This is a genomic window from Salinicola lusitanus (genome assembly GCF_003206045.1).
In the GTDB taxonomy this organism is placed as follows: Bacteria; Pseudomonadota; Gammaproteobacteria; order Pseudomonadales; family Halomonadaceae; genus Salinicola; species Salinicola lusitanus.
The window spans coordinates 1-22,193 of record NZ_PZJM01000016.1; the positions used below are offsets into that span (position 1 = coordinate 1).

Genomic DNA, 22,193 nt, shown 5'->3' on the forward strand with positions numbered 1-22,193 from the left:
ATCACGAACAGGTTGAAGCCGACCGGTGGGGTGATCTGCGAGATTTCCACCACGATCACCAGATAGATGCCGAACCAGATCGGGTCGATGCCGGCGGCGTTGATCAACGGCATGATGATCGAGGTCACCAGCAGGATCAGCGAGATGCCGTCGAGGAAGCAGCCCAGCACCAGCAGGAACAGTGTCAGCATCACCAGCAGCACGTTGGGCGACAGTCCCATCGCCGCGATGGCGCTGGCCAGCTGCGTGGGCAACTGGGTGAAGCTCATGGCCGACGACAAGAACGAGGCGCCGGCGATGATGAACGCGATCATGCAGGAGGTGCGCAGTCCGGCGAACATCGACTCCAGGAAGATCGACTTGTCGAAGTGGCCATTGAAGCGCGCGATGATCATCGACAGTACCACGCCCACCGCGGCCGCCTCGGTGGGGGAGGCGACGCCACCGTAGATGCTGCCGAGGATGCCGCCGATCAATACCAGCAGCGGGATCAGGCGCCAGCTGTTCCTGACCTTGTCGAGAAACGGCATCGACGCTTCGGCGTGCCCTGCGCCGCCACGCTTGCCAGCAGTCAGCGACCAGATGACCAGGTAGACCATGAACAGTGCCAGCAGCAGCAGACCGGGCCCGACTCCCGCCATGAACAGGCGCGAGATCGACTGCTCGGTGACCACGCCGTAGACGATCATCATGATCGACGGCGGGATCAGCAGGCCCAGGGTGGAGGCGCTGGCCAGGGTGCCGATCGCCAGTGTCTCGCTGTAGCCGCGACGCTCGAGTTCGGGCAGCGTCATCTTGCCGACGGTGGCACAGGTCGCGGCGGAGGAGCCGCAGACTGCCGCGAACAGCCCGCTGCCGATGATATTGGAGTGCAGCAGCCGGCCTGGGAGGCGGTTGAGCCAGGGTGACAGCGCGCGGAACATGTTGTCGGCCAGCCCGGATCGGAACAGGATCTCGCCCATCCACACGAACATCGGCAGGGCGGTCAGGTCCCAGCCGTAGCTGGCGCCCCAGAAGTCGGAGGCGAGAATGGGGCCGACCTCGAAGCTCGAGAAGCCGGTCAGCGCGATCCAGCCGGTGCCGAGCAGGGCGAAGGCGATCCATACGCCGCCACCGAGCAGGATCGCGAGGGTAAAGAGCGTTGCAAGACTGAGCGTGAGCACGAGTCGATACCTCGGTTCGGATTCTTGTTGGAGGCGTCATCAGCCGGCGACGGCGTCACTCGCCGCCGAAGTCGTCGTTGTCGCCGGGGGCCACATAGCGCGAGGGCGCGGTCACGGCTTGCTGCAGCGTCGTCAGCAGCGCTTCCAGCAGGGCCAGGCAGAGCAGCGCCAGGCCGACGACGAGGACGGTCTGGGGGATCCACAGCGGAATCGCCATCAGCCCCGCGGAGACGTCGCCGTAGTCGAGGCTCTCCCGGATCAGGCCGATCACTTCCCAGCTGAGCAGGGCGCTGAGTGCCAGCGCGATCGCCAGGCACGCCACTTCGCACCAGACCCGGGTCGCTGCCGGCAGACGGGCAATGACCAGCGTGACGCGGATATGGGCGTGATGGGTGAAGGTGTAGGCGAGGCTCAGGAAGGTGGCGCCGACCAGCAGGTAGGAGGCGATCTCCGAGACGCCGCTGATCTCGTAGCCGAGGCGGCTGGCACCGACCAGCACCAGCACGGCGTCGAGACAGCGCAGCAGTACCTGTAGCGTGACCATGGCGCAGATCGCCAGCATGCAGGCCGCGGCGCCCCAGGCGCCAAGCCGGTATAGCGGATTCAGTCTGAAGGTCATGACGGAAACTCACCGGGTGTGAGTGGAAACAGCCCGAGCAATCGGGAGGCCCGCGCCAAGGCGGGCCTCGTGATGGACGTTACTGGCTCTGCTTGGCCTGGCGTTCACGGTAGCGATCGACCAGCTGCTGGGCCTGATCGCCGGCGCGGGCCTGCCAGTCTTCGAACAGCTTCTGGCCGGCGGCCTTCAACTGCTGCTGGAGTGTCTCGTTGGGCTCGCTCACGGTGACGCCATGGGACTCGAGGGTCTTGGCGCTCTCGGCGCTGTCTTGCTTGCTCATCTGCCAGCCGCGCTGCTCGGCCTTGGCGGCGGCGTCGAGAACGGCCTTCTGGGCGGCGTCGTCGAGACGATCGAAGGCGCGCTTGTTGACGAAGACGATGTTCTTCGGCAGCCACAGGTTGGCATCGCTGTAGTTCGACACGTAATCCCACGCCGACATGGACTTGCCGGTGGAGACCGAGGTGATCATGGCGTCGACGCGTCCGGTGCTGAAGGCGGTGGGAATATCCGCTTCCTCGGTCTGGGTCGGGATGCCGCCCAGATTCTCGACGAAGCGCTGGGTGTTGATGTTCGGCGCGCGGACCCGCAGGCCCTCGAACTGGGAGGCATCGGTCAGCTCGAAATCGGTGTAGATGCCCTGGGCCGGCCACGGCACCGCGTACAGCGGCATCAGCCCCTCCTTGGCGAAGAGCTCGGTGATGATCGGCTTGGAGGCCTGCCACAGGTCGTAGGCATCGGCGTAGCTGCCGGCCAGGCCGGGCAACGTGTCGACTTCGTAGATCGGCGATTCGTTGGAGAGTGTGGAGAGGAATATCTCGCCGGCCTGGACCGTGCCGCGGCGCACGGAAGGCTTGATCTCGGCGTGGCTGATCAGCGAGCCGCCGCTGTGCACGTTGATCGTCAATTCGCCATCCGTCGCGTCGGCGACATCCTCGGCGAACTGCTTGGTGTTCTGGGTATGGAAGCTGGCGTCGCCGTAGGGGGTGGCGAGGTTCCACTGGTCGGCGAGGGCCGGTGTCGCGACGGCGAGCGATCCCGCCACGGCGATCGTCAATAGCTGGACATTGGGTATGCGCATCGTTGGATTCCGTTTGTTATTGAAAGGTCTTCCTGCACGCCGCTTGTTATTGAAAGGGGTCGTGCCCGGGACATGGGACCTCTGCATTCTTCAAGTCGGCCGGCGATGGCGTCAAATCGTTAATTCTTATCCAAACTATCGGGCCAGACTTTCACCTCCTCCCACTGCCCGTCGCCGACGTGATCCGGGGAATGCTCCGCGGCGTAGCGGGCGGCGCACTCCTGGGCGAGTCGGGTGACCCCCCGGCAGAAGCTGGGGTAGCTGCTGGTGCGCCAGATCGCGTCGTAGAACATCGCCGGCAGCGGCGTGGGCAGCGCCAGACGCAACAGCTCGCCGCGCTCGCAGGCGTCCGACACCGTGGAGACCGGGAGCGATCCGATGCCGACGCCGTCGATGCTCATGCGGACGATGGTCATCAGCGTGGTGGCGCAGTGGATCTTGGGCTCGTCGATGCCGAGTTCGGCCAGATAGGCCACGAGCTCGCCATAGGGGCGTGCCAGCTTGCTGAACGAGACGAACGGCAGGCGGGACAGCGCCGACACGCCGCCTTGGCGCAGGCGCTCGGCATGCTGTGGTGCCACGAACAGGCCCATCTCGTAGGTGGCCAGTGGCAGTTGGGTCACCGATAGCCCGGGGGCGACACCATCCATGGCGAAGATCATGTCGAGATCGTTGTCTGCCAGGCGCTGCTGCAGCACCGGCGAGATATCCACGGTGAGTTCGATGGTGAGCTGGGGATGGCGTTCGGCCAGTTGGGTCAGGAAGGTGCTGAACCAGCTGTGGGCGATGGTCTCGATGACCCCGAGCCGCAGCGTGCCGGAAAAGTCCTCCTGATTCTGGAACAGTTGCAGCGCCTCCTCGCGGCTGTCCAGCAGGCGTTCTGCGTGGGCGTAGAACTCCCGACCGCGCAGCGTCGGCTGCACCGGTCGGGCGCTGCGATCGAGCAGCGACTCTCCGACTGCCGCCTCCAGCCGGGTGATGCGGTCGGAGATCGACGGCTGGGTCAGGTGCAGACGCGCTGCCACCTTGCGAAACGAGCCCAGCCTGACGATCCAGACGAAGGCTTCGAGCTCCTTGAAGTCGAACATGAGGGGTCTCGTACTCGAAAGCGGGATGGTCGATTCTTCGGCGCGGCGCCGTGAACGTCAACTCTCCCCCCGCGTATGGGCCGGCATCGCGTGATGGGGATGAAAGATTGCGCCGATACTGCGCATCGCGAAAAACGATTGGACCCTGCGGCTGGCGTTTTCCTAAAGTGCAGAGATGCCACTTCGGGGTGCCCATCGCCCACGGCTCTCTTTTGAAAGTCCTGCCCGGCAGGCTTTTCTGAAGCGGGTCGTGGCGATGGATTCCGAGGCTGGACTTCCTACAACAACGATACGAGGTAATGCGATGCGCGCGCCCCTGCTCAACTGCGACATGGGTGAAAGTTTCGGCAACTGGGCGTTAGGGCTCGATGAACAGGCGATGCCGTTCGTCGATTGTGCCAATATCGCATGCGGTTTTCATGCCTCCGACCCCGACGTCATGCGCAAGACCGTGGCGCTGGCCGTGGCCCACGGGGCGAAAATCGGTGCGCATCCAGGCTATCCCGATCTGATGGGGTTCGGTCGCCGCTCGATGGCCTGTTCGCCACAGGAGGTCGAGAACCTGATGCTCTACCAGATCGGTGCCCTGGAGGCGTTCTGTCGCGCCGAGGGTACCCGTATCCAGTACGTCAAGCCGCACGGCGCGCTCTACAACGACATGGCCGGCGACTTCGATCTGCTGCGGGCGGCAATGCAGGCGGTGGTTCGTTACGATCGGGCCCTGCCGCTGCTGGTGATGTCCACCGCCAACCCCGGACCGGTGCGCGAACTGGCCGCGGAGATGGGCGTGACGCTGTGGTTCGAAACCTTCGCCGATCGCGCCTACGACGCCAGGGGGCACCTGGTCTCGCGGCGTCTCCCGGGGGCGGTGCACCACGATCGCGACGCCATCGTCGAGCAGGCCGTGGCCCTGGCCAAGGGCGAGCCGCTGATCGCGGATGACGGCAGCGAGCTGCGACTGCCCGCCGATACGCTGTGTGTCCACGGCGACAATGCCGAGTCCGTGGCGGCGGTGAAAGCCATTCGAGAAGCCTTCCAGCGGTTGGCGGACGCATGAGTCGGTCACCTTCCCCCGTCCTCTCGCTCTCTTTCGGTATGGAAACGGTCGGCATGGACGCTCTGATCGTCAGGCTGTTCGATGCCATCGACGAGGCGCACATGCCCTGGATCCTGGCCGCCGACAATGCCCTGCGGGAACGCTTCGGCGAGGTGCTGATCGACCTGGTGCCGTCCTATACCACGCTGCTGGTGCACTACGATGTGGCCCGGCTCTCCCTGGGCGAGGCCAGGCAGTGGGTCGGCGAGGCCCTGCAAGGGCTGGAGCCGGCCTCCACCGCAGCCGGGCGAGAGCATCGCATTCCGGTGTGGTACGACGACAGTGTCGGTCCCGAGCTCACCCGGATCGCCGAGCGCCTCGGCGTCGATGTCGATGAGGTCGTGCGTCGTCACACCGGTCGTGATTATTGCGCCTTCGCCCTCGGATTCTCCCCCGGCTACGCCTTCATGGGCATGATCGAGGAGAGCCTGGCCACCCCGCGACTGAAGACGCCGAGGCAGAAGGTGGCGGCGGGCAGCGTGGGGATCGCCGAACGCCAGACCGCCATCTATTCGATGCGTTCGCCGGGTGGCTGGAACATCCTGGGCCGCACCGCCGTCGAGCTGTTCGATCGCGACCGGGATGAGATCAGCCTGTTCCGCCCGGGCGACCGGGTGCGATTCGAATCGATCAGCCGCGAGGCTTTCATCGAACAGGGCGGCGACACCACGCCGCTGGAGGAGCGCTGATGGCAATGCCGGAAATTTCCCGGGCGACGAGTGCCGCTCTCGTCGTCGAGGCCACCGGGCCGCTGGCGCTGGTAGAGGACGCCGGCCGCTTCGGCGCCCGCCATCTCGGGGTGACCCAGGGCGGGGCGCTGGACTGGATATCGCTGGGCTGGGCCAACTGGTTGCTCGGCAACGCGCCGGATGCCGCCGGCATCGAGATCGCCATGGGCGGGTTGAAGCTGCAGGCCGCGAGCCGGATGTCGGTGGCCATCGCAGGCGCCGATCTCGGCGCCACGCGGGATGGCGAGGCGCTGCCCGCCAACGGCAGCTTCGTTCTCGAACCGGGGCAGGTGCTGGCGTTCGACCAGCCCAGGGCGGGGCTGCGCGCCTACCTGGCGTTGCCGGGTGGAATCGATGCCGAACCTTTCATGGGGAGCCTCTCGACCGTCGCCCGCGAGCAACTGGGCGGCCTCGACGGCCGGGGGAGTGCACTTCGGGTCGGCGATCGGTTGATCGCGGCCTCGGACTCTGCCGAAATCCGCGAGATGCCGTTCGCGCCGGCCATGCCGCAGGGGGAGGCCACGCTCGAGCTGGTCACCGGCGCACAGATCGCGCACTTCGATGGTGCCAGCCTGTTCGCGGCCTTCAATCAGGCCTGGCAGGTGGACAGCCGAGCCGACCGCATGGGCGTTCGCCTGACAGGGCCGGCGTTACGCTGTCAGTTGGGGGGCATGATTTCGGAGGGCATCCCGCTGGGCGCGGTCCAGGTCCCGCCGGATGGCCAGCCGATCATCCTGCTCAACGATCGCCAGACCATTGGCGGCTACCCGCGTCTAGGGGCGCTGTCCCCCATTGCCTGTGCGCGTCTCGGACAGTGCGCGCCAGGCACCTCGATACGGCTCTCTCCGGTCTCTCCCCAGCAGGCGCGGCGAGCCTACCTGCATCAACTCGCGCTATGGCGCTGATCGCGGGCGGGGTCGCTGGCGGACGCTGGCTGGTACGCAAGCGCGTCAGTCGGCGCGCCGTGTTGGCCCCTCAGTCTTCGCCCGACTGGCGCATCGGCATCCTGTCGATGGTGGCGTAGATCTCCTGGAGGTCGACCTCTCCCTGGAGCTGCACTTTCTTGCCGCCATCCTTGCCGACCAGGATCGTCGTCACGCCCTGTGTGGGGCTGACGCCCACGGCATCCAGCAGCGCCCGGGTCTCGTAAGCGGTCATCGGGCGACCATGGCGGGTGCCGCTATCTCCCTCGACCGTATAGAGCACCATGTCCCGATCGTCGAACTGCTCCTGGGTGCGGTCGAGCTGCTGGCGCAGATGCCGGTAAGCGGGTTGTCCCGCATCCGGCGTCACCACGATGAGCGGGCGGAAGTTCCACTTGTCGGTAATCAGCGGGTTGGCCGGATCGTTGCCGTTCGCCTGAGCCGAAGCCCCCGTCGCGAACGAGATTCCGGCCATCAGTACTCCGGTCATCAACCAGTTTTTCATGGGCTCTCCTCCGAGTGTCGTTTACGAGTTCAGTGGCATTGTGACTTCACAGGATGCAGGGGGTTCAAGCGGGCCGGACTTTCAATAAGCCTATCTTAAGAAAAAATATTTCTAATAAGGCAAAAATATTTGCAGGCAGTGGGATGTCAGGATAATCTCTCAAAACGAAAAAGAGGATGAGCCATGGCCGATTGCGATGGTTTCGCTACGCCGCCAACATCGATAGCCGCCTTGCAGGCACTCTCGATCGCCGCGCGTCGAGGAGAGCCCCAGGCGCCGAAGCTGACGCCGGGAGCGCTCAAGTTGCTCGAGCAGCTGCTTGCCGCCCCGGAGCTGGCGGCCACGCTCAGCATCTCGGCACTGGCGCAGCAGCATGGCGTCAATGCTTCCAGTCTGACCCGGCTTTCGCACGCGTTGGATCTACCGGGGTTCAAGGCCTTTCAGGCCCTGTTTCGCGCCGATGCGACCACCGGCGCCTTCTACTCCACCCGTGCGGAACGCCTGCTCGATCTCGGCCAGATTCCGAGGGACGGCGACTATCCCGTCCAGCGCCAGACACTGTGGCAGGAGGAGATGGGCAACCTCTCCCGAACGGCCAAAGAGCTCGATGAGGCGATGCTGGGGCGCGCCGTCAGGGCGCTGATCGATGCCCGCCGGGTCCACGTCGTCGGCCAGCGTGCCTGCTTTGCGGGGGCACACTACCTGGCCTACTACCTGGCCTATCTGCGCAGCGACGTCCGGCTGGTCGACTCTCTCGGTGGTGTCAACCTCGAGATGGGGCGCGAGTTGGGGGAGGGCGATCTGGTGGTGGGCATCAGCTATCGCCCGGAGACCCGGGTCAGTGTCGATTACTGCCGCCAGGCGCTGGACCAGGGGGCGCGATTGCTCGCGCTGACCAACCAGGCGACCGCGCGTTTGGCCACGATGACCGACATGACGCTACTGGCAGCCGCCGAAGGTCCGTTCTTCTTCAATCCCATGAGCAGCCTGTTCGTGACCATCGAGATGCTGCTCTCGCACATGGCCCATGAGATGGGGGGCGACGCCGTGGCGTCGATCCGCCGACGTGAAGCCTTGATCGCCCGTTGGCAGATCGAGTGACCCTCCCATTCCCGATGGCCCCACCCAACCCAGGAGATCCGTTGTCATGACCGCCCGCCCGGGGCTTGCCTCCGCCCTGTTGAATCAGGCCTATGCCGATGACGCCGGCGCCACGCCGGCATCCGATACTCTGTTGATCAACGAGCAGTCGCGATGGCTGGAGTCTCGCGGCGAGCGCGTCATCAAGTTCGGCTTTGGCCAGTCGCCGTTTCCGGTCTACGGGCCAGCGGTGGAGGCGCTGGCCCGATACGCGGATCAGAAGGCGTATCTTCCCGTTCAGGGACTGCCGACGCTGCGTGATAGGGTCGCAAGTTTTCACAGCGAGCTCGATGGCACGCCCTGGCAGTCATCGCGAGTTCTCGTGGGTCCGGGCAGTAAACTGTTGCTGTTCGCCTTGATCAAGGCGTTACCCGAGGCGGAAATCCTGATCCCGGCGCCAGCCTGGGTCTCCTATGCGCCACAGGCGCGTCTGGCCGGACAGACGGCGATCAAGCTGGCGGCCAGCTTCGACACGCGCTGGCAGATCACGCCGGAGCAGCTCGAGGCGCATTGCCGAGAGGGCGGGAGCCGCACGCGACTGCTGATTCTCAATGCCCCCGGCAACCCGACCGGGTTGTCGCCCGATAGCGAGACGCAGCGCGCGCTGGCCGAGGTGGCCCGACGCCATGGCGTAATCGTGCTGGCGGACGAGATCTACGGCCCGCTCGACCATCACGGATCGCACCGCGCCTTCGCCCGCGACTACCCCGAGGGTACGGTGACCACCAGCGGGCTCTCGAAGTGGTGCGGCGCTGGCGGCTGGCGACTGGGTGTCATGCACGTACCCGACGCGCTGGGCGGCGAGCTGTTCGCGCGCCTGCTCGGCATCGCCTCGGAGACGTGGTCGAGTGTCGCCAGCCCCATTCAGGAGGCAGCCTGCGTCGCGTATCGGATGAGTCCCGAACTGACGAACTACCTCGAGCGTCAGCGGGCCTGGCTGGGCCTGATAGGCCACTGGTGCGCTGGCCGACTGCAGGCGGCCGGCGTACGCACGCTGCTCCCGGATGGCGGCTTCTACCTGTTTCCCGATTTCGACGCTCACCGGGCGGCGCTGGCCGGAATCGGCATCACCACCAGCGCCGAGCTGACCGCCCGACTGCTGAAGGAGACCGGCGTGGCCCTGCTACCGGGGAGCGCATTCGGCTGCGACCCCTCTCAGCTCACGGTGCGCCTGGCCTATGTCGACTTCGATGGCGAGGCGCTGCTGGAGCACTGCCCGCAACGCTACGACGATCCCATGGGACTGCCCGCCCTGGACAAGGTCCGGGGCGGTATCCAGGCCATCGAGGAATGGTTACCATGACCGGCGGTGAGTGGCGGTGGGATGCTCGTCGGCAGTGAAGCGTGCCGATGTTTCCTGGCGATACATTAAATTGCCGGCAGAAACATTTCCGGGGGAACTCTCCCTCCGAAGCGGCATCCCACTATGGCACACGCTTAAAATCGATATCTGGAGGTATTCATGCAAAGGATCACTGCATTTCTCGCGGCGGCAATGATGACGACCGGTCTCGCCAGCGCGCCTGTGATGGCTCAGGAGTCCGCCGACAGCGGTGCCCAGGCGCAGGCTCCTGCGCAAAACTTCTCCGATGACCAGCTCCAGCAGTTCGCTGATGCATCGCAGGACATCGCGATGATCTCTCAGGATTACACCGAGCAGCTGCAGAACGCCTCAGACGAGGGAGAGCAGCAGAAGATTCGTCAGCAAGCCAACGACGAGATGGTTCAGGCGGTCCAGGACAGCGGCATGAGCGTCGAGCAGTTCAACTCGATCGGCCAGGCCATCCAGCAGGACCCGCAACTGATGCAGCGTGTGAAGGGGATGGTGCAGCAGCCCCAGCAGTAAGCACCGAGTGGGCGATCCCAGGGATCGCCGCCCCAACGAAAAACCGCCGACCCAGGGTCGGCGGTTTTTTTGCGACTGTGAATCCGAGTCGGGATCAGTTGTTGTCGATCGCGTTGCTGGCGTCGTTCAGCAGGTTCGACGTGGCGGCCTTGGTGTCTTTCCAGGCGCTGGAGGCGCCTTGCTTGGTGTTTTCCCATGCCTCAGCCGCCTGGGACTTGGCATTCTGCCACCAATCGTTGGTGTACTCGGGCTGCTGTTTCAGCGCATTCTCGTCCATGTCGAGAACGACACGATATTCGATGTTGTCGAGATTCTCGTCGTGATCGGTTTCGACGGTGAAGTTACCTTTCTCGACCACGAAATTCTTGTCGCCCATATCCAGCACGCCGCCGGCTTCCACGACCAGCGCCTGAACACTCATGTCGTCGCCCAGCAGGATGTCCTCGACATCGCCGATGTCGTCGTTCGGCTTGCTGGACAGAAAGACGTCGGCGTCCATCAGCTCGTCGGCAGAGTAGAGACCCTGCGCGCCCTGCGTTTCCTGGGCCGTCGCGGCCTGGGTCATCATCATGCTGCCGGCTGCCAGTGTGGCCACGCCGAGTGTCTGCTTCCATGACAGAGTTTGCATCTACGTCTCCTTGCCTTGCGGCTTCGTTGGCATGCAACTACCTGTAATCCATTAACTTTTGAAGATTACACTTTGTAATGTAGCTGTTCGTTGCGCATTTGCAAGCGAGTGGCCGACGCCGCTACAGCATGAAAGCCAGTTCCAGCGGCAGGTAGACGAAGGCCAGTAGCGTCGAGCAGAACACCAGGCTGGCGACATACTCGGGTTCACGGCGTGAACGTTGGGCAAACAGGTAGTTGTAGACAGCGACCGGCATGCTCATCTGCAGCGCCACGGCGCTGGCGGCGATCGGTGGCAGGCCGAGCCAGGCGGCGATGGCGAAGGAGAGCGCCAGCGCAATGGGCACACGGCAGAGCGTGAACAGGAAGCCGGAGGAGAGGCTGCGGGCCTGGATGCTGGCCAACGAGACGCCGAGCGTGATCAGCATCAACGGGATCGTCAATCCGGAGAGCAGGTGCACGGTGTTGCCGAGCCACGCCGGCAGAGACATGCCGGTCAGCATCAGCGTCAGAGAGATCGCGATGCTGTAGAGCGTGGGGTTGCGCAGCAGCGTCTTCCAGGGGTTGCCACGGGTCGCCATCATCATGCCGACGGTGAACTGGATCAGCGCATTGGCGACCCAGGCCGTCATGGCGAACGTGAAGCCCTCCTTGCCGAAGGCGTAGAGCGCGACGGGCAGGCCCATGTTGCCGGCATTGGGGTACATCATCGGCGAGATGATGACCTGCCAGGGTTTGCGCAACAGCCTGGCGACCCCCAGACTCGCCAGCGCCATGCCGGCGAGCACCAGGAAGGTGGTCGCGAGCGTACGCCAGAAGGTATCCGGATCGACCTCGGCATTGGCCAGGGAGGCCAGGACCAGCGCTGGCGTACCGATGTTGAAGACCAGCTTGGTGACGAACTCGGTGGGATAGCCGTAGCCCAACCGGATCCAGCCGAACCCGATGCTCGCGCCAACCAGGACGGGGGCCATGACGGCGAACAGTTGAGCGAGCATCGAAGGTCCTTGAGCGTGATTGCGACGAAAGTGGAAGCGGTATTGTCGTCAATCCGTCACGGGGCTGGCAATGCACGATTGCCAGCCGGTCGCGTGTCTGGCCGGGCGATCACTCCATCTCGACCACGATCCGGCCATGGTGATTGGCACAGGTTTCCAGGTAGCGATGCGCTTCGGCGATCTCCGCGAGCGGGAAACGGTGGTCGATCTGCGGCTTGAGCTCACCCGTGCGGGTCATGCGGTCGACATCGGCGATGGCGCGCTCCAGCGCTTCGCGATTCTGGGGAATCCCCAATTCGGGCTTGCCGCTGAAATTGGAGAGGCAGTGCACGTGGAACTGGATGTTCTTGCGGAACGCCGCCTGGGCCGGGAACGTGGTCTGGTTGCCGCCCAGCATGCCGTAGAGGAGCAGCCGGCCGCGAGGTGCCAGGACATCGCCCAGCAGGTTCATCTGGGGGCCTCCCAGCGCATCCAGCACAATGTCGACGCCGTGGTGATCGGTCAGCTTGTCGATCCGGGTGGCGAGATCCTGCGTCTCCGTATGCACCACCGCCGAGGCGCCGAGGGATTTCAGGTAATCGACAGCCGCCTCGTGGGGGGTGGCGGCGATTACCCGGGCGCCCAGCGCCCGCGCGACCTGCACCGCGTAAGGCCCGCCGATATGGCAGGCGCCAGTGATCAGTACCGTCTCGCCGGGCTCGAGATTGGCGACCTCGCGAAATCCCAGCCAGGCGACCAGCGACGGCACGTAATGGACGCTGGCCTCGCTCGGCGACAAGCAGTCGGGGTAGGCGATGAGCGCCTCCGCCGGTAGCAGCGCGCGCTCGGCGTGTGCCGTATACTGGTTGGGGTCGAATGCGGGGATCGAGGCGACGCGATCGCCTGGCGAGAAAGCGCTGACGCCTGGGCCGACGGCGATGACCTTGCCGGCCATCTCGGTGCCCGAGCCGGCCGGCAGATGGGCCAGTGTCGGTGCCATGTTGCGCCGCCACATGACATCCTGCCAATTGATGCCGAGCGCTTCCGTCTCGATCAGGACCTCCCCGTTGGCGGGGTGCGGATCGTCGCGTTCAATGATTTCCAGAACGTCGGCGTCGCCGAAGCGTTGAAACTGTATTGCACGTGACATTGTGCACCTCAATGTATCCAGGGCTTGTCCTCGACTCTATCGACGATGGAGGACAAACACTATGCTCAAGGATCGATAGTGGCTATAACGCCTATCGATACGGCATCCGCGACGAGGGTCGATGCCGCCCGCCGAGGGGAGACATGAATGAATCGTAGTGACCTGCGTGGGGTGGACTTCAAGCTGCTGGTGGTATTCGAGACCCTGATGCAGGAGCGCAGTGTGTCGCGCGCCGCCGAGCGGCTGTTTCTGGGCCAGCCTGCCACCAGCGCCGCGCTCTCCCGGCTGCGGGACGTTTTCGGTGATCCGCTGCTGGTGCGCACCGGGCGCCAGATGGTGCCGACCGCCCGCGCGGAGCAGATCTACGAACAGCTGCAGCCGGCTCTCGACGCAATCTCCAACGTCCTCAGCAGCACCAGCGAATTCGATCCGGCGACCAGCGAAGCGGTGTTTCGGGTCGGGTTCAGCGATGACATCGAGTTCGCCCTGCTTCCGGCGCTGCTCAAACGGCTGCGGACCGAGGCGCCGGGGATCGTGCTGGTGGTGAGGCGTGCCGATTTCCACCTGATGCCGCAACTGCTCAATACCGGCGAGGTGACCGTGGCTGCCGGCTATGCGCGAGATCTGCCGGCCAACGCCAAGCAGAAGATCCTGCGCCACAGCCGCGCCAGGGTACTGCGTGCGGACAGTCGCCCCGGTGCGTTGACCCTCGACGCCTATTGCGAGCGGCCCCACGCCCTGGTTTCGTTCGATGGCGATCTCAACGGCTATGTCGATGACCTGCTCGCCGAGCAAGGGCGCAAGCGTCGCATCGTGCTGGCGGTGCCGCAGTTCAACAGTCTGGCCTCGCTGCTGCGGGATACCGACATGGTTGCCACCGTGCCCGACTACGCCGCCGAGGTGCTGGCGGCACAGGGCGGGCTGCGTGTGGACGAGCTGCCGCTGGAGCGCCCACCATCGCCGTTGAGCATGGTGTGGCAGAGCGTCTACGACAACGATCCCGCGGAACGCTGGTTGCGCTCACGCATTCAGATGATGTTCGCCGACGAAGAGGCGTGAGCACCGCCCGCGCCCGGGACGGGACCGACACGGCTTGACTTCGTTAGTGAAGATCAGAATCATTCGCGCCTGCGGTCAGCCGATCATCTCGGCGCCGAATGCCACGCTCGATGCCCTGGCCGGCGCACCGACCACGCCTCGCCGACCCACGGCGATCGGGACGTCGTGCCAGGCAGTCCACTCGAGCCCCATTGCCGGCCAGGGAGCCCGAATGGAACTACTGCGCGTCGTCTTTCGTCACTATCGCTGGCCGTTCATCGGCGTCATGCTGCTCAGTCTGCTGAGCGCGGCGCTGGGGATCGGCGTCATCGCCTTCATCAACCACTACCTGATCGTCACCGAACCGGGGGGCGGTGACATCAGCGCGGTCACGGCCCTGCTGCCGTTCATCGGGCTGGTGGCACTGCTGCTGGCGGTGACGCTGGGGTCGCAGCTGGCGTTGACGACGCTGGGGCACCACTTCGTCTATCGCCTGCGCGGTCGCCTGATCAAGCGCATTCTCGATACCGATATCGAACGGCTCGAGCAACTCGGCAGCGCCCATCTGCTGTCGTGCCTCTCCAGCGACATCCGCAACGTGACCATCGCCTTCGTTCGCCTGCCGGAGCTCGTCCAGGGGATCGTCATCACGCTGGCCTCCGTCGGCTATCTGTTCTGGCTCTCGCCGCCGCTGCTGCTGGTCACCGCCATCTGGATCGCCGTGACCATGCTGGTGGGGTGGTGGCTGGTATCGAAGGTCTATCACCATATTCGGATCACCCGCGCCACCGACAGCCGGCTCTATCAGGACTACGAGACGATCATCCATGGCCGCAAGGAGCTGGCGCTCAATCGCGATCGCGCGCGTCATCTGCTGGAGGAGGTCTACGGCGCCGACGCCCGGACCTATCGCGATCACATCATCCGCGCCGATACCTATCACCTGAGCGCCGGCAACTGGACCAACATCATGATGCTGGGCGCCATCGGCGTGGTGTTCTTCCTCGCCAATGGCCTGGGCTGGTCCAACACGGCCGTCGCCGCGACGTTCTCGCTGACGCTGCTGTTCCTGCGCTCGCCGCTGATCCAGGCCGTCGGTGCCACGCCGACGCTGATCACCGCGCAGGTGTCGTTCGACAAGCTGCGCGAACTGGCACTGGCGGAGTACCGCGAGGGGTTCGACCTGGTGGAGACCCACAGCGAGTGGCAGGTGCTCGAGATGCGCGACATCCGCTACCGCTACCCGGCCAGGGCGGGGCGGGACGGCTTTGCCGTCGGGCCGATCAACCTGCGCCTGGAACGGGGCGAACAGGTCTACCTGATCGGCGGCAACGGCAGCGGCAAGTCGACGCTGGCCAAGCTGCTGACCGGACTCTATCGACCTCACTCCGGGGAGATCCGCATCGACGACGAGATCATCGGCGAGTCGGACTGGCACCGTTACCGCCAGCGTTTCTCGGCGGTCTACACCGACTTCCACCAGTTCGACCGGTTGATGGGGCCGCATGGCGGCAGTGCCGATCCCGCGCTGCTGGAGAACTGGCTGCAGACCCTGCAACTGGCGAAGAAGCTGCAGCTCGACGACGGCAAGGTGCTCGATACCGAACTCTCCCAGGGGCAGCGCAAGCGCCTGGCGCTGCTGATGGCGCTGGTCGAACAGCGACAGATCCTGCTGCTCGACGAGTGGGCCGCGGACCAGGATCCGCAGTTCCGGCGCGCCTTCTATCGTGAACTGATGCCGCGTTTCCGTGAACTGGGCATCACCGTCTTCGCCATCAGCCACGACGATCACTATTTCGCCCACGCCGACCGGCTGCTGGAGATGCGCGAGGGTCATCTGCGCGAATTGACGGGCGACGAGCGCGAACTGGCCAGCCGGGATGCGGTGGCGCGGATCGGTACATCCTGACAGCCCGGACGGCGTCGCTCGTCGTCTAGTCGTCGCCGCCCGAAGGTGAGCGGGGAAGGGCGGACCTGCCGCCCGGGAGCGCCTTGCCCTTGCGCCGGCCCACGCTGCTCTCCTGGGCCAGGCGCTGCCCGCCGTGGCGGGCCTTGGCCTCCATCATCGGAATCAGATCGCCCTCGCTGAGATGACGCCAGAACCGCTGCGGCATGTGCTGGGTCATGACCCTGTGATTGAGGCGCGCGGGGTTGAAGGTGCTGACGAAGTAGGTCCGCCACAGGGCGTGCTCCTCGTCGGCGTTGGCGCGTTCGGCGGCCGTTCTGGCTTCGTCGGTCCACTCCTTCGGGCAGGGCGTGCGATAGTCCAGCGCCGAGCCGTCCCAGCTTACGCCGCCACGGGGAGTGGCGATGATCCAGCGTGATCCGCCCATGCGGTCGGCGAAGTGCTCCGCGCCCAGGTCGAGCACGTCATGGGCGGGTTCGAACCAGGCGAGATAGCGCTCACCTCGTCCATCGTCACAGCGGTGGAAGCGCAGGAAGGCATGCATGTGATGCGCTTCCCGCTTGACCGCATGCCAGCGCTGGTGCAGTACGCGGCCATCGACGTCGGCGGGATGCATGGCCGCGGCGTCGCCCCGGGCCCATCGCCACAACACCCGGTACAGCAGTGGCCAGCGCGACTGGCCGTGGCCTTCTACACGATAGCGCGCAGCGTTGCGCAGCAGCGTCAACTGATCGCGACCGATTCGGATCGGCGCCGGCGGCGGGCCTGGCGGCATGGACGGCGGCTCCTGCCAGGAGAACAGATCGTCATGACTGGCGTTGCCATCGTGCCAGGTCACGCTGGCCGGAGGCACGCCGAGGTGAAGCAGCCGACGCGCCTGGGTGCGCCACTCGTCGAAATCGTTGGCCCAGGCAGCGGACGAGGTCGGGCTCATCGAGGCGTTGGCCATGATGGGATCTCCTGCGGAACGCGGCGCTACCACAACGCCATCTGCGCCGGCTGGGGCTGGGTCAGGCTCTGGCGCAGGCGAGTGCTGTCACGCTGGGCATCGGCGGGACGGTAGTCCTGGGTCACCACGAAGGGCCGCAGGGTCTCCAGGCGACACCGCAGCGCCACCAGGTCCTGATAGCGGATGCGCCGCAGTCGCCGCAGATCGACCAGTCGTTGCACGCTGCGCAGTCCGATGCCCGGAATGCGGGCGATCATCGCCGGCTCGGCGCGATTGAGGTCGACCGGGAAGTCGTCGCGGTGGGCCAACGCCCAGGCCAGCTTGGGATCGATCTCCAGGTCCAGGTTGCCCGGTGCGTTCAGCAGCTCCTCGGCCTGGAAGCCGTAGCCGCGAATCAGGAAGTCGGCCTGGTAGAGTCGGTGCTCGCGCAGTAGCGGCGGTGCGGCCTGGGGTAGCCCGGCGGGGCGCTCCGGGATCGGGCTGAACGCCGAGTAGTAGACCCGCTTGAGGCGGAAGTCGCGATAGAGATGCTGGGCGGACTGGAGAATCGTGCGGTCATCGGTGGCATCGGCACCGACGATCATCTGCGTGCTTTGGCCGCCGGGTGCGTAGATTGGCGCCATGCGCTTGGGATTGGCGCTGCGCGGCAAGCGTTTCGCGTCCCGCTGAGCGTCGTCGTTGGCGGCATCGATACGCTGGCGCATGTGGCCCATGGCCGAGTGGATGGTGCCGAGCTCCTTCTCCGGGGCCAGGGTCTTGAGGCTGGTCAGGGTCGGCAGTTCGATGTTCGCGCTCAACCGGTCGGCGTAGCGGCCGGCTTCCTCCAGCAGCCTGGGGTCCGCTTCGGGAATCGCCTTGAGATGGATATAGCCGCGAAACTGATGCGTCTCGCGCAGCAGCTTCGCCACCTGGATCAGCTGCTCCATGGTGTAGTCGCTGGAGCGGATGATCCCGGAGCTCAGAAATAGCCCGCTGATGGTGTTGCGACGGTAGAACGACAGCGTCAGGCGGACGACCTCCTCCGGCGTGAATCGCGCTCGCGGCACGTTGCTCGAGCGTCGGTTGACGCAGTACTGGCAGTCGAACAGGCAGAAGTTGGTCAGCAACACCTTGAGCAGCGAGACACAGCGCCCATCCGGGGTGAAGCTGTGGCAGATCCCCATGCCGTTCGACGAGCCTAGCCCCGCCTTGCCGCGCGACGAGCGCTTGGGCGCGCCGCTGCTGGCGCAGGAGGCATCGTACTTGGCGGCATCGGCGAGGATGGAGAGCTTGTCGATCAGTTCCATGCGGCAATCCTGTGACCCATCTCGAATACTGTCTGGATATACAGTATTCGAGATTGTCGAGATCGACAAGGTGGATTGCCGAATCAGAGGCGGGCGTCGACGCTGGAGAGGCTAAGCGCTCAGCCTGGTTGGGCCATCCGTTGCTCGATCCACGCCCTGACGTCGGGGTAGGGTCGCTGCTCGTGGACGCCGAAGCCGTTCAACTGCCGCGCCTTGAGTGGCGTGAACACCGGCATCGACAGCCCGCACAGGAAGTGGGCGATGCGCTGCGCGCCGGGCGACGTCCCGAGCTGTTCGCGGTGGCGTTCGATGAATGGCCCGGCCTGGCGGGTGAAGTCGGCATCGGTCAGTGCGGGCAGTGCCGGTGCCTCCGGCAGACGTGCGACATGGCCGTGGCAGACCGAGCAGTGGCCGCAGCCTTGGGCGGCCTGATCCGGCTGGCCGCAGCCTTGGGCGGCCTGACTGCGGCGTTGGGCAGTCTGATCCTGCTGGCCGCAGCCTTGGGTGGCCTGGGGCTGCTCGAACCGGGTGTCGCCGAAGTAGGCGGCGAGTCGCCGGGTCAGGCAGGTCTTCGATTCGAACAGCTCCAGCATGGCCTGGAGGCGGTCGATCTCCGCCTGCTCCCGGGATTGGCTCTCCGCCAGCAGTCGATCGGCGAGCGCGTCGATATCGAATTCGGGCTGGCGGACCTCGTAGACGTCGGTCATGCGTTTGCCTTCCAGCACCACCCAGCCCTTGTCCTGGAAGTACTCCAGGGCGGCGATGACCCTCGAGCGCGAGGCATCGATCCCCGCGGCGGCACCGGCCTGATGAAGTCGCTCGAAATCCACCGTGCCCCAGGTCCTGGCGACGGCGATGTTGTCGACGAGCAGGCGAACGAAGTCGGCGCGCTCGCCTTCGAAGCGCGCGATCAGGGCGGCGGTGTCGTCGAGATAGCGCAGTCGATACTCGGCCAGGTAGGCGAAGCGGGGCGCGATGACGCCATGCATCTCGAGCCGGACCAGCAGCGTCTTCAACGGCAGCAGCCGGACGTTGCTGTCGCGGGAGAGCGTGTTGAGCAGCACCGGCCATTGGCGCGCCGGCTGCCGGCCGGCGTCGGCGATCTCGCCGAGCACGTGGCGGATACCCTCGCGCTCCGGGGTGTCGCCGTAGACGAAGTTCTCGAGCACCCGCAGGCCGTCCCGACCGGCCAGCATCAGGCAGCGCGACGGTTTGCCGTCGCGTCCGGCGCGGCCGATCTCCTGGCTGTAGTTCTCGATCGACTTGGGCAGGTCGAAGTGGATGACGTTGCGGATATCGCCCTTGTCGATTCCCATGCCGAAGGCGATGGTAGCGACGATGCAGGGAATCTCGCCCTCCATGAAGCCCTGCTGGATCCGGTCCCGGGTCTCGCTGTCGAGGCCGGCGTGATAGGCGCGCGCCGCAAAGCCCTGGTTCGCCAGCGCCTTCGCCACCGACTCGGCGGTCTGCTGCAGCGTGACGTAGATGATGGTGGGCGATTGCTGTTGTGATGCGCGTTGCGGCGCCAGCCATTCGACCAGCGCGGGGAGGCGGCTGTCGGTCTCGACCGGCTGGACCAGCAGCTCCAGGTTGTCGCGATAGAAGCCGGTGGTGACGACATCGTCTTCGGCGATGGCGAACTTGGCGCGCATGTCGTCGATCACCGCGGGGGTGGCGGTGGCGGTCAGCAGCAGCGCCTGGGGGATGCCGAACTCGCGCTGGTAATCCGGCAGCTTCAGATAGTCGGGCCGGAAATTATGGCCCCACTCGGAGATGCAGTGTGCTTCGTCGATGACCAGCAGCGAAATCGCCACCTGACGCAGGAAGTGACGAAAGCGCTCGTTCTTGAGCCGCTCCACCGACACCATCAGGATCTTCAGCTCGCCGCGCCGGGCGCGCTCCATGATCTCGCGGGCGGTGTCGCGATCCTGGGTCGAATCGAGGCTTGCGGCCGCCACGCCATGGCGCTGGAGAAAGGCCAACTGGTCCTGCATCAACGCCAGCAGCGGCGAGACCACCAGCGTGAGATGCGGCAGATGCAGCGCCGGCAACTGATAGCAGAGCGACTTGCCGGCGCCGGTGGCGAAGATCGCCGCGGTGGAGCGACCGGCGATGACGCGCTCGACGACGGCCTCCTGGCCGCCGCGAAATTCCGCGAAGCCGAACACGTCGAGTAGGGTTTCGCGGGCGCTCTGGATGTTCGCCTGGGTCATGTTCTCTCCTGGGGCCACGGCGCGGTCGCCGCCAGCGATTGGGCGTCGGCCGACTCCTCGGCGGGCGGTTCGGTCTGGTGGGGCGTCAACGACGGCTGGGCGTGTCGCGACGAGCGATAGCTGACGCCGTGGCGCAGGCGCGGCGCCTCCGGGCCGCTGTGCAGCGCGGTGACCCGGTCGATGATGGCGCGGTCGGCCAGGGTCAGTCGATCCAGCATGCGCAGGTGCTGCAGCCAGTTGGGCACCAGGAAGACCTCCTGCCACAGGTCGCGATCGACGACGTCCCGATAGAGCGACCAGCGCTTGGCGCCGTTGCGCAGCCGCAGCCGGCGCAGCGGACGGACGGCGCGGGCGAATTCCCGCAGATGGTCACCATCGATGCGGTACTCGACGGTCACCATCACCGAGCCCCGCGCCGGGTTGAACTCGAAATCGGGCTGATCGGTGTGGGCCTCCGGCGCCTCGACCAGATCGCCGGCGTCCAGGTTCGGCAGCTTGGAGGGAAGCAGCAGCAGCGCCGAGACGATCAGCAATCCGCCGGCCAGCATCAGCGCCATCTGCACGCCCAGCCCCTCCGCCAGTTGCCCCCATAGCAGCGAACCCAGGGTCAGCCCGGCGTAGAGCGCAGTCTGGTACAGCGCCAGTGCCCGCGCCTTGACCCAGTCCGGGACCAGGATCTGTACCGAGGAGTTATAGGAAGCCACCGCCGCGATCCAGCAGCTGCCGCCGACGATGAGTGCCGGGAACAGCACCCATAACGTGTCGAGCCCGCCCAGCGCCAGCATCACCAGCCCCAGCAGCATGGCGGAAAAACTGATCAGCCGGCTGCTGCCAAGACGCTGGCGGGCCCGGTTGACCAGTGTGCTGCCGGCGATGGCGCCGACGCCGAGGCCGCCGAGCATGTAGCCGTAGAGCGAGGCGCTGCCGCTGGGATGCTGATGGGCCAGCAGCGGCAGCAGCGCCCATAGCGCGCTGGCGGAGATGCCGAAGATGAACGAGCGCATCATTACCAGCCGGGTGACGCTGGAGTACTGGACGAAATGCAGCGCCGCCTTGACGCCTTCCCAGATGCGCTCCGGGGGCAGGGATTTGGGCAGTACGGCACGCTTCCAGCGCCACAGGGCGGCGATCAGCCCGCAGAAGCAGAGCACGTTGAGCAGGAAGATCCACGACGGTCCCACTGCGGCCAGCAGCAACCCGCCGATGGCCGGGCCGATGGCGCGGGCGGCGTTGTAGTTGACGCTGTTGAGCAGCACCGCGCTCGAGACCAGGTTACGCGGCACCTGCTCGTTGACCGCGGCCTGCCAGGCGGGGGTGGTGATCGCGCCGCCGATCGAGACGCACAGAATCGAGACGATCAGTAAGGTCGGTGACAGCAGATTCAGAAACGCGATCAGGGTAACGAACACGCCGCCCAGGACCTCGATGCCCAGCCCGAACAGCATCACCTTGCGGCGATCGTAGTTGTCGGCGATCACGCCGGTGACGATCGACATCAGCACCAGTGGCAGCGCCGCCGCGACCTGGATCATCGCCACCGCCACCGCGCCGCCGTCGTTCGAGGTCACCACCCAGGCCGCCGCCACCGACTGCGCCCACAAGCCGAGGTTGGCGAACAGGTTGGCGATCCAGATCATCCGGAAGGCGGGGACGCCCAGCGGGGCGAAGGTGCTGACATCCGCCGGGCGTGGCGGCGTCTGCTCGGGTTCGAGGGTCAGGTCGCTCTGGCGGGAAACGGGTTGCAGCATGACAAGCTCGCAGACAGGAGGCGAATCGGAAGGCAAAGCCTGGAGATTAGCATCCTTGGTCCGCCTGCGAGGGTCCAGTGCTATCGCTAACCGGCAAGCCCCATGTCAGGAAC

The 22,193-nt window shown here is 65.7% G+C and carries 20 protein-coding genes; 8 read left to right on the forward strand and 12 right to left on the reverse strand.

Annotated features, from left to right (window positions below):
- The 4 genes from DOM45_RS18940 to DOM45_RS18955 all read right to left on the reverse strand — a co-directional run.
- Nucleotides 1-1,163, reverse strand: a 1,163-nt coding sequence (locus tag DOM45_RS18940) for a TRAP transporter large permease (protein WP_110603125.1), incomplete at its 3' end; no start/stop codon positions are given.
- Nucleotides 1,164-1,218: 55 nt separating this feature from the next.
- Nucleotides 1,219-1,782, reverse strand: coding sequence for a TRAP transporter small permease (locus DOM45_RS18945; protein WP_110603127.1), 564 nt, complete (start codon nucleotides 1,780-1,782; stop codon nucleotides 1,219-1,221).
- A 79-nt stretch (nucleotides 1,783-1,861) separates the two neighbouring features.
- Nucleotides 1,862-2,860 (reverse strand): TRAP transporter substrate-binding protein, encoded by a 999-nt coding sequence (locus DOM45_RS18950; RefSeq protein ID WP_110603129.1) that lies wholly within the window; start codon nucleotides 2,858-2,860, stop codon nucleotides 1,862-1,864.
- Nucleotides 2,861-2,979: 119 nt separating this feature from the next.
- Nucleotides 2,980-3,948: a LysR family transcriptional regulator gene (locus DOM45_RS18955; protein ID WP_110603131.1), complete on the reverse strand. Its 969-nt coding sequence runs from the start codon at nucleotides 3,946-3,948 to the stop codon at nucleotides 2,980-2,982.
- Nucleotides 3,949-4,252: 304 nt separating this feature from the next.
- On the opposite strand from DOM45_RS18955, the gene DOM45_RS18960 reads away from it, so the two are divergent.
- Genes DOM45_RS18960 through DOM45_RS18970 form a run of 3 tightly spaced genes read left to right on the forward strand, consistent with a single transcriptional unit; the run spans nucleotide 4,253 to nucleotide 6,677 of the window.
- Nucleotides 4,253-5,005, forward strand: coding sequence for a 5-oxoprolinase subunit PxpA (locus tag DOM45_RS18960; protein ID WP_110603133.1), 753 nt, complete (start codon nucleotides 4,253-4,255; stop codon nucleotides 5,003-5,005).
- A 53-nt stretch (nucleotides 5,006-5,058) separates the two neighbouring features.
- Complete coding sequence (locus DOM45_RS18965; RefSeq protein ID WP_240612473.1) at nucleotides 5,059-5,733, forward strand: 5-oxoprolinase subunit B family protein; 675 nt, start codon at nucleotides 5,059-5,061, stop codon at nucleotides 5,731-5,733.
- Complete coding sequence (locus DOM45_RS18970) at nucleotides 5,733-6,677, forward strand: 5-oxoprolinase subunit C family protein (RefSeq protein WP_240612474.1); 945 nt, start codon at nucleotides 5,733-5,735, stop codon at nucleotides 6,675-6,677. The genes DOM45_RS18965 and DOM45_RS18970 overlap by 1 nt, the downstream gene beginning before the upstream one ends.
- 70 nt (nucleotides 6,678-6,747) lie before the next feature.
- On the opposite strand, the gene DOM45_RS18975 is transcribed toward DOM45_RS18970, so the two are convergent.
- On the reverse strand, nucleotides 6,748-7,200 hold the full coding sequence (locus DOM45_RS18975; protein ID WP_240612475.1) for a DUF4174 domain-containing protein: 453 nt from the start codon (nucleotides 7,198-7,200) through the stop codon (nucleotides 6,748-6,750).
- 183 nt (nucleotides 7,201-7,383) lie between these two features.
- Between DOM45_RS18975 and DOM45_RS18980 the strand changes: the two genes are divergently transcribed.
- The 3 genes from DOM45_RS18980 (at nucleotide 7,384) to DOM45_RS18990 (ending at nucleotide 10,186) form a co-directional block, all read left to right on the forward strand.
- A complete protein-coding gene (locus DOM45_RS18980) occupies nucleotides 7,384-8,301 on the forward strand; it encodes a MurR/RpiR family transcriptional regulator (protein WP_110603137.1) in 918 nt (305 codons plus the stop codon).
- A 46-nt stretch (nucleotides 8,302-8,347) separates the two neighbouring features.
- Nucleotides 8,348-9,643: a pyridoxal phosphate-dependent aminotransferase gene (locus tag DOM45_RS18985; RefSeq protein WP_110603139.1), complete on the forward strand. Its 1,296-nt coding sequence runs from the start codon at nucleotides 8,348-8,350 to the stop codon at nucleotides 9,641-9,643.
- A gap of 159 nt (nucleotides 9,644-9,802) precedes the next feature.
- A complete protein-coding gene (locus tag DOM45_RS18990) occupies nucleotides 9,803-10,186 on the forward strand; it encodes a DUF4168 domain-containing protein (protein ID WP_110603142.1) in 384 nt (127 codons plus the stop codon).
- Between the two features lie 94 nt (nucleotides 10,187-10,280).
- On the opposite strand, the gene DOM45_RS18995 is transcribed toward DOM45_RS18990, so the two are convergent.
- The 3 genes from DOM45_RS18995 to DOM45_RS19005 all read right to left on the reverse strand — a co-directional run bounded on the left by DOM45_RS18995 (nucleotide 10,281) and on the right by DOM45_RS19005 (nucleotide 12,940).
- The gene (locus DOM45_RS18995; RefSeq protein ID WP_110603144.1) at nucleotides 10,281-10,814 is read right to left on the reverse strand and encodes a PRC-barrel domain containing protein; all 534 of its coding nucleotides are present in this window, start codon (nucleotides 10,812-10,814) and stop codon (nucleotides 10,281-10,283) included.
- A 121-nt stretch (nucleotides 10,815-10,935) separates the two neighbouring features.
- A complete protein-coding gene (locus DOM45_RS19000; RefSeq protein ID WP_110603146.1) occupies nucleotides 10,936-11,811 on the reverse strand; it encodes an AEC family transporter in 876 nt (291 codons plus the stop codon).
- 109 nt (nucleotides 11,812-11,920) lie between these two features.
- Entirely contained in the window at nucleotides 11,921-12,940 is a 1,020-nt protein-coding gene (locus DOM45_RS19005; protein WP_110603148.1) for a zinc-dependent alcohol dehydrogenase family protein, read from the reverse strand.
- Between the two features lie 147 nt (nucleotides 12,941-13,087).
- Between DOM45_RS19005 and DOM45_RS19010 the strand changes: the two genes are divergently transcribed.
- Both DOM45_RS19010 and DOM45_RS19015 read left to right on the forward strand, forming a co-directional pair.
- A complete protein-coding gene (locus tag DOM45_RS19010) occupies nucleotides 13,088-13,999 on the forward strand; it encodes a LysR family transcriptional regulator (protein ID WP_110603150.1) in 912 nt (303 codons plus the stop codon).
- A gap of 211 nt (nucleotides 14,000-14,210) precedes the next feature.
- Nucleotides 14,211-15,887, forward strand: coding sequence for a multidrug ABC transporter permease/ATP-binding protein (locus DOM45_RS19015; RefSeq protein ID WP_110603152.1), 1,677 nt, complete (start codon nucleotides 14,211-14,213; stop codon nucleotides 15,885-15,887).
- A 25-nt stretch (nucleotides 15,888-15,912) separates the two neighbouring features.
- Here DOM45_RS19015 and DOM45_RS19020 read toward each other — a convergent pair whose 3' ends face one another.
- From DOM45_RS19020 to DOM45_RS19035, 4 genes are all read right to left on the reverse strand, one after another.
- Nucleotides 15,913-16,833 carry a TIGR03915 family putative DNA repair protein gene (locus DOM45_RS19020; RefSeq protein WP_110603154.1) on the reverse strand — a complete coding sequence of 307 codons (921 nt, stop codon included), beginning with the start codon at nucleotides 16,831-16,833 and terminating at the stop codon, nucleotides 15,913-15,915.
- 26 nt (nucleotides 16,834-16,859) lie between these two features.
- The gene (locus DOM45_RS19025) at nucleotides 16,860-18,119 is read right to left on the reverse strand and encodes a putative DNA modification/repair radical SAM protein (RefSeq protein WP_110603156.1); all 1,260 of its coding nucleotides are present in this window, start codon (nucleotides 18,117-18,119) and stop codon (nucleotides 16,860-16,862) included.
- Between the two features lie 119 nt (nucleotides 18,120-18,238).
- The gene (locus tag DOM45_RS19030; RefSeq protein ID WP_110603158.1) at nucleotides 18,239-20,332 is read right to left on the reverse strand and encodes a RecQ family ATP-dependent DNA helicase; all 2,094 of its coding nucleotides are present in this window, start codon (nucleotides 20,330-20,332) and stop codon (nucleotides 18,239-18,241) included.
- The gene (locus DOM45_RS19035; RefSeq protein ID WP_110603160.1) at nucleotides 20,329-22,080 is read right to left on the reverse strand and encodes an MFS transporter; all 1,752 of its coding nucleotides are present in this window, start codon (nucleotides 22,078-22,080) and stop codon (nucleotides 20,329-20,331) included. Before DOM45_RS19035 ends, DOM45_RS19030 begins: the two co-directional genes overlap by 4 nt.
- Nucleotides 22,081-22,193 lie beyond the last annotated feature (113 nt).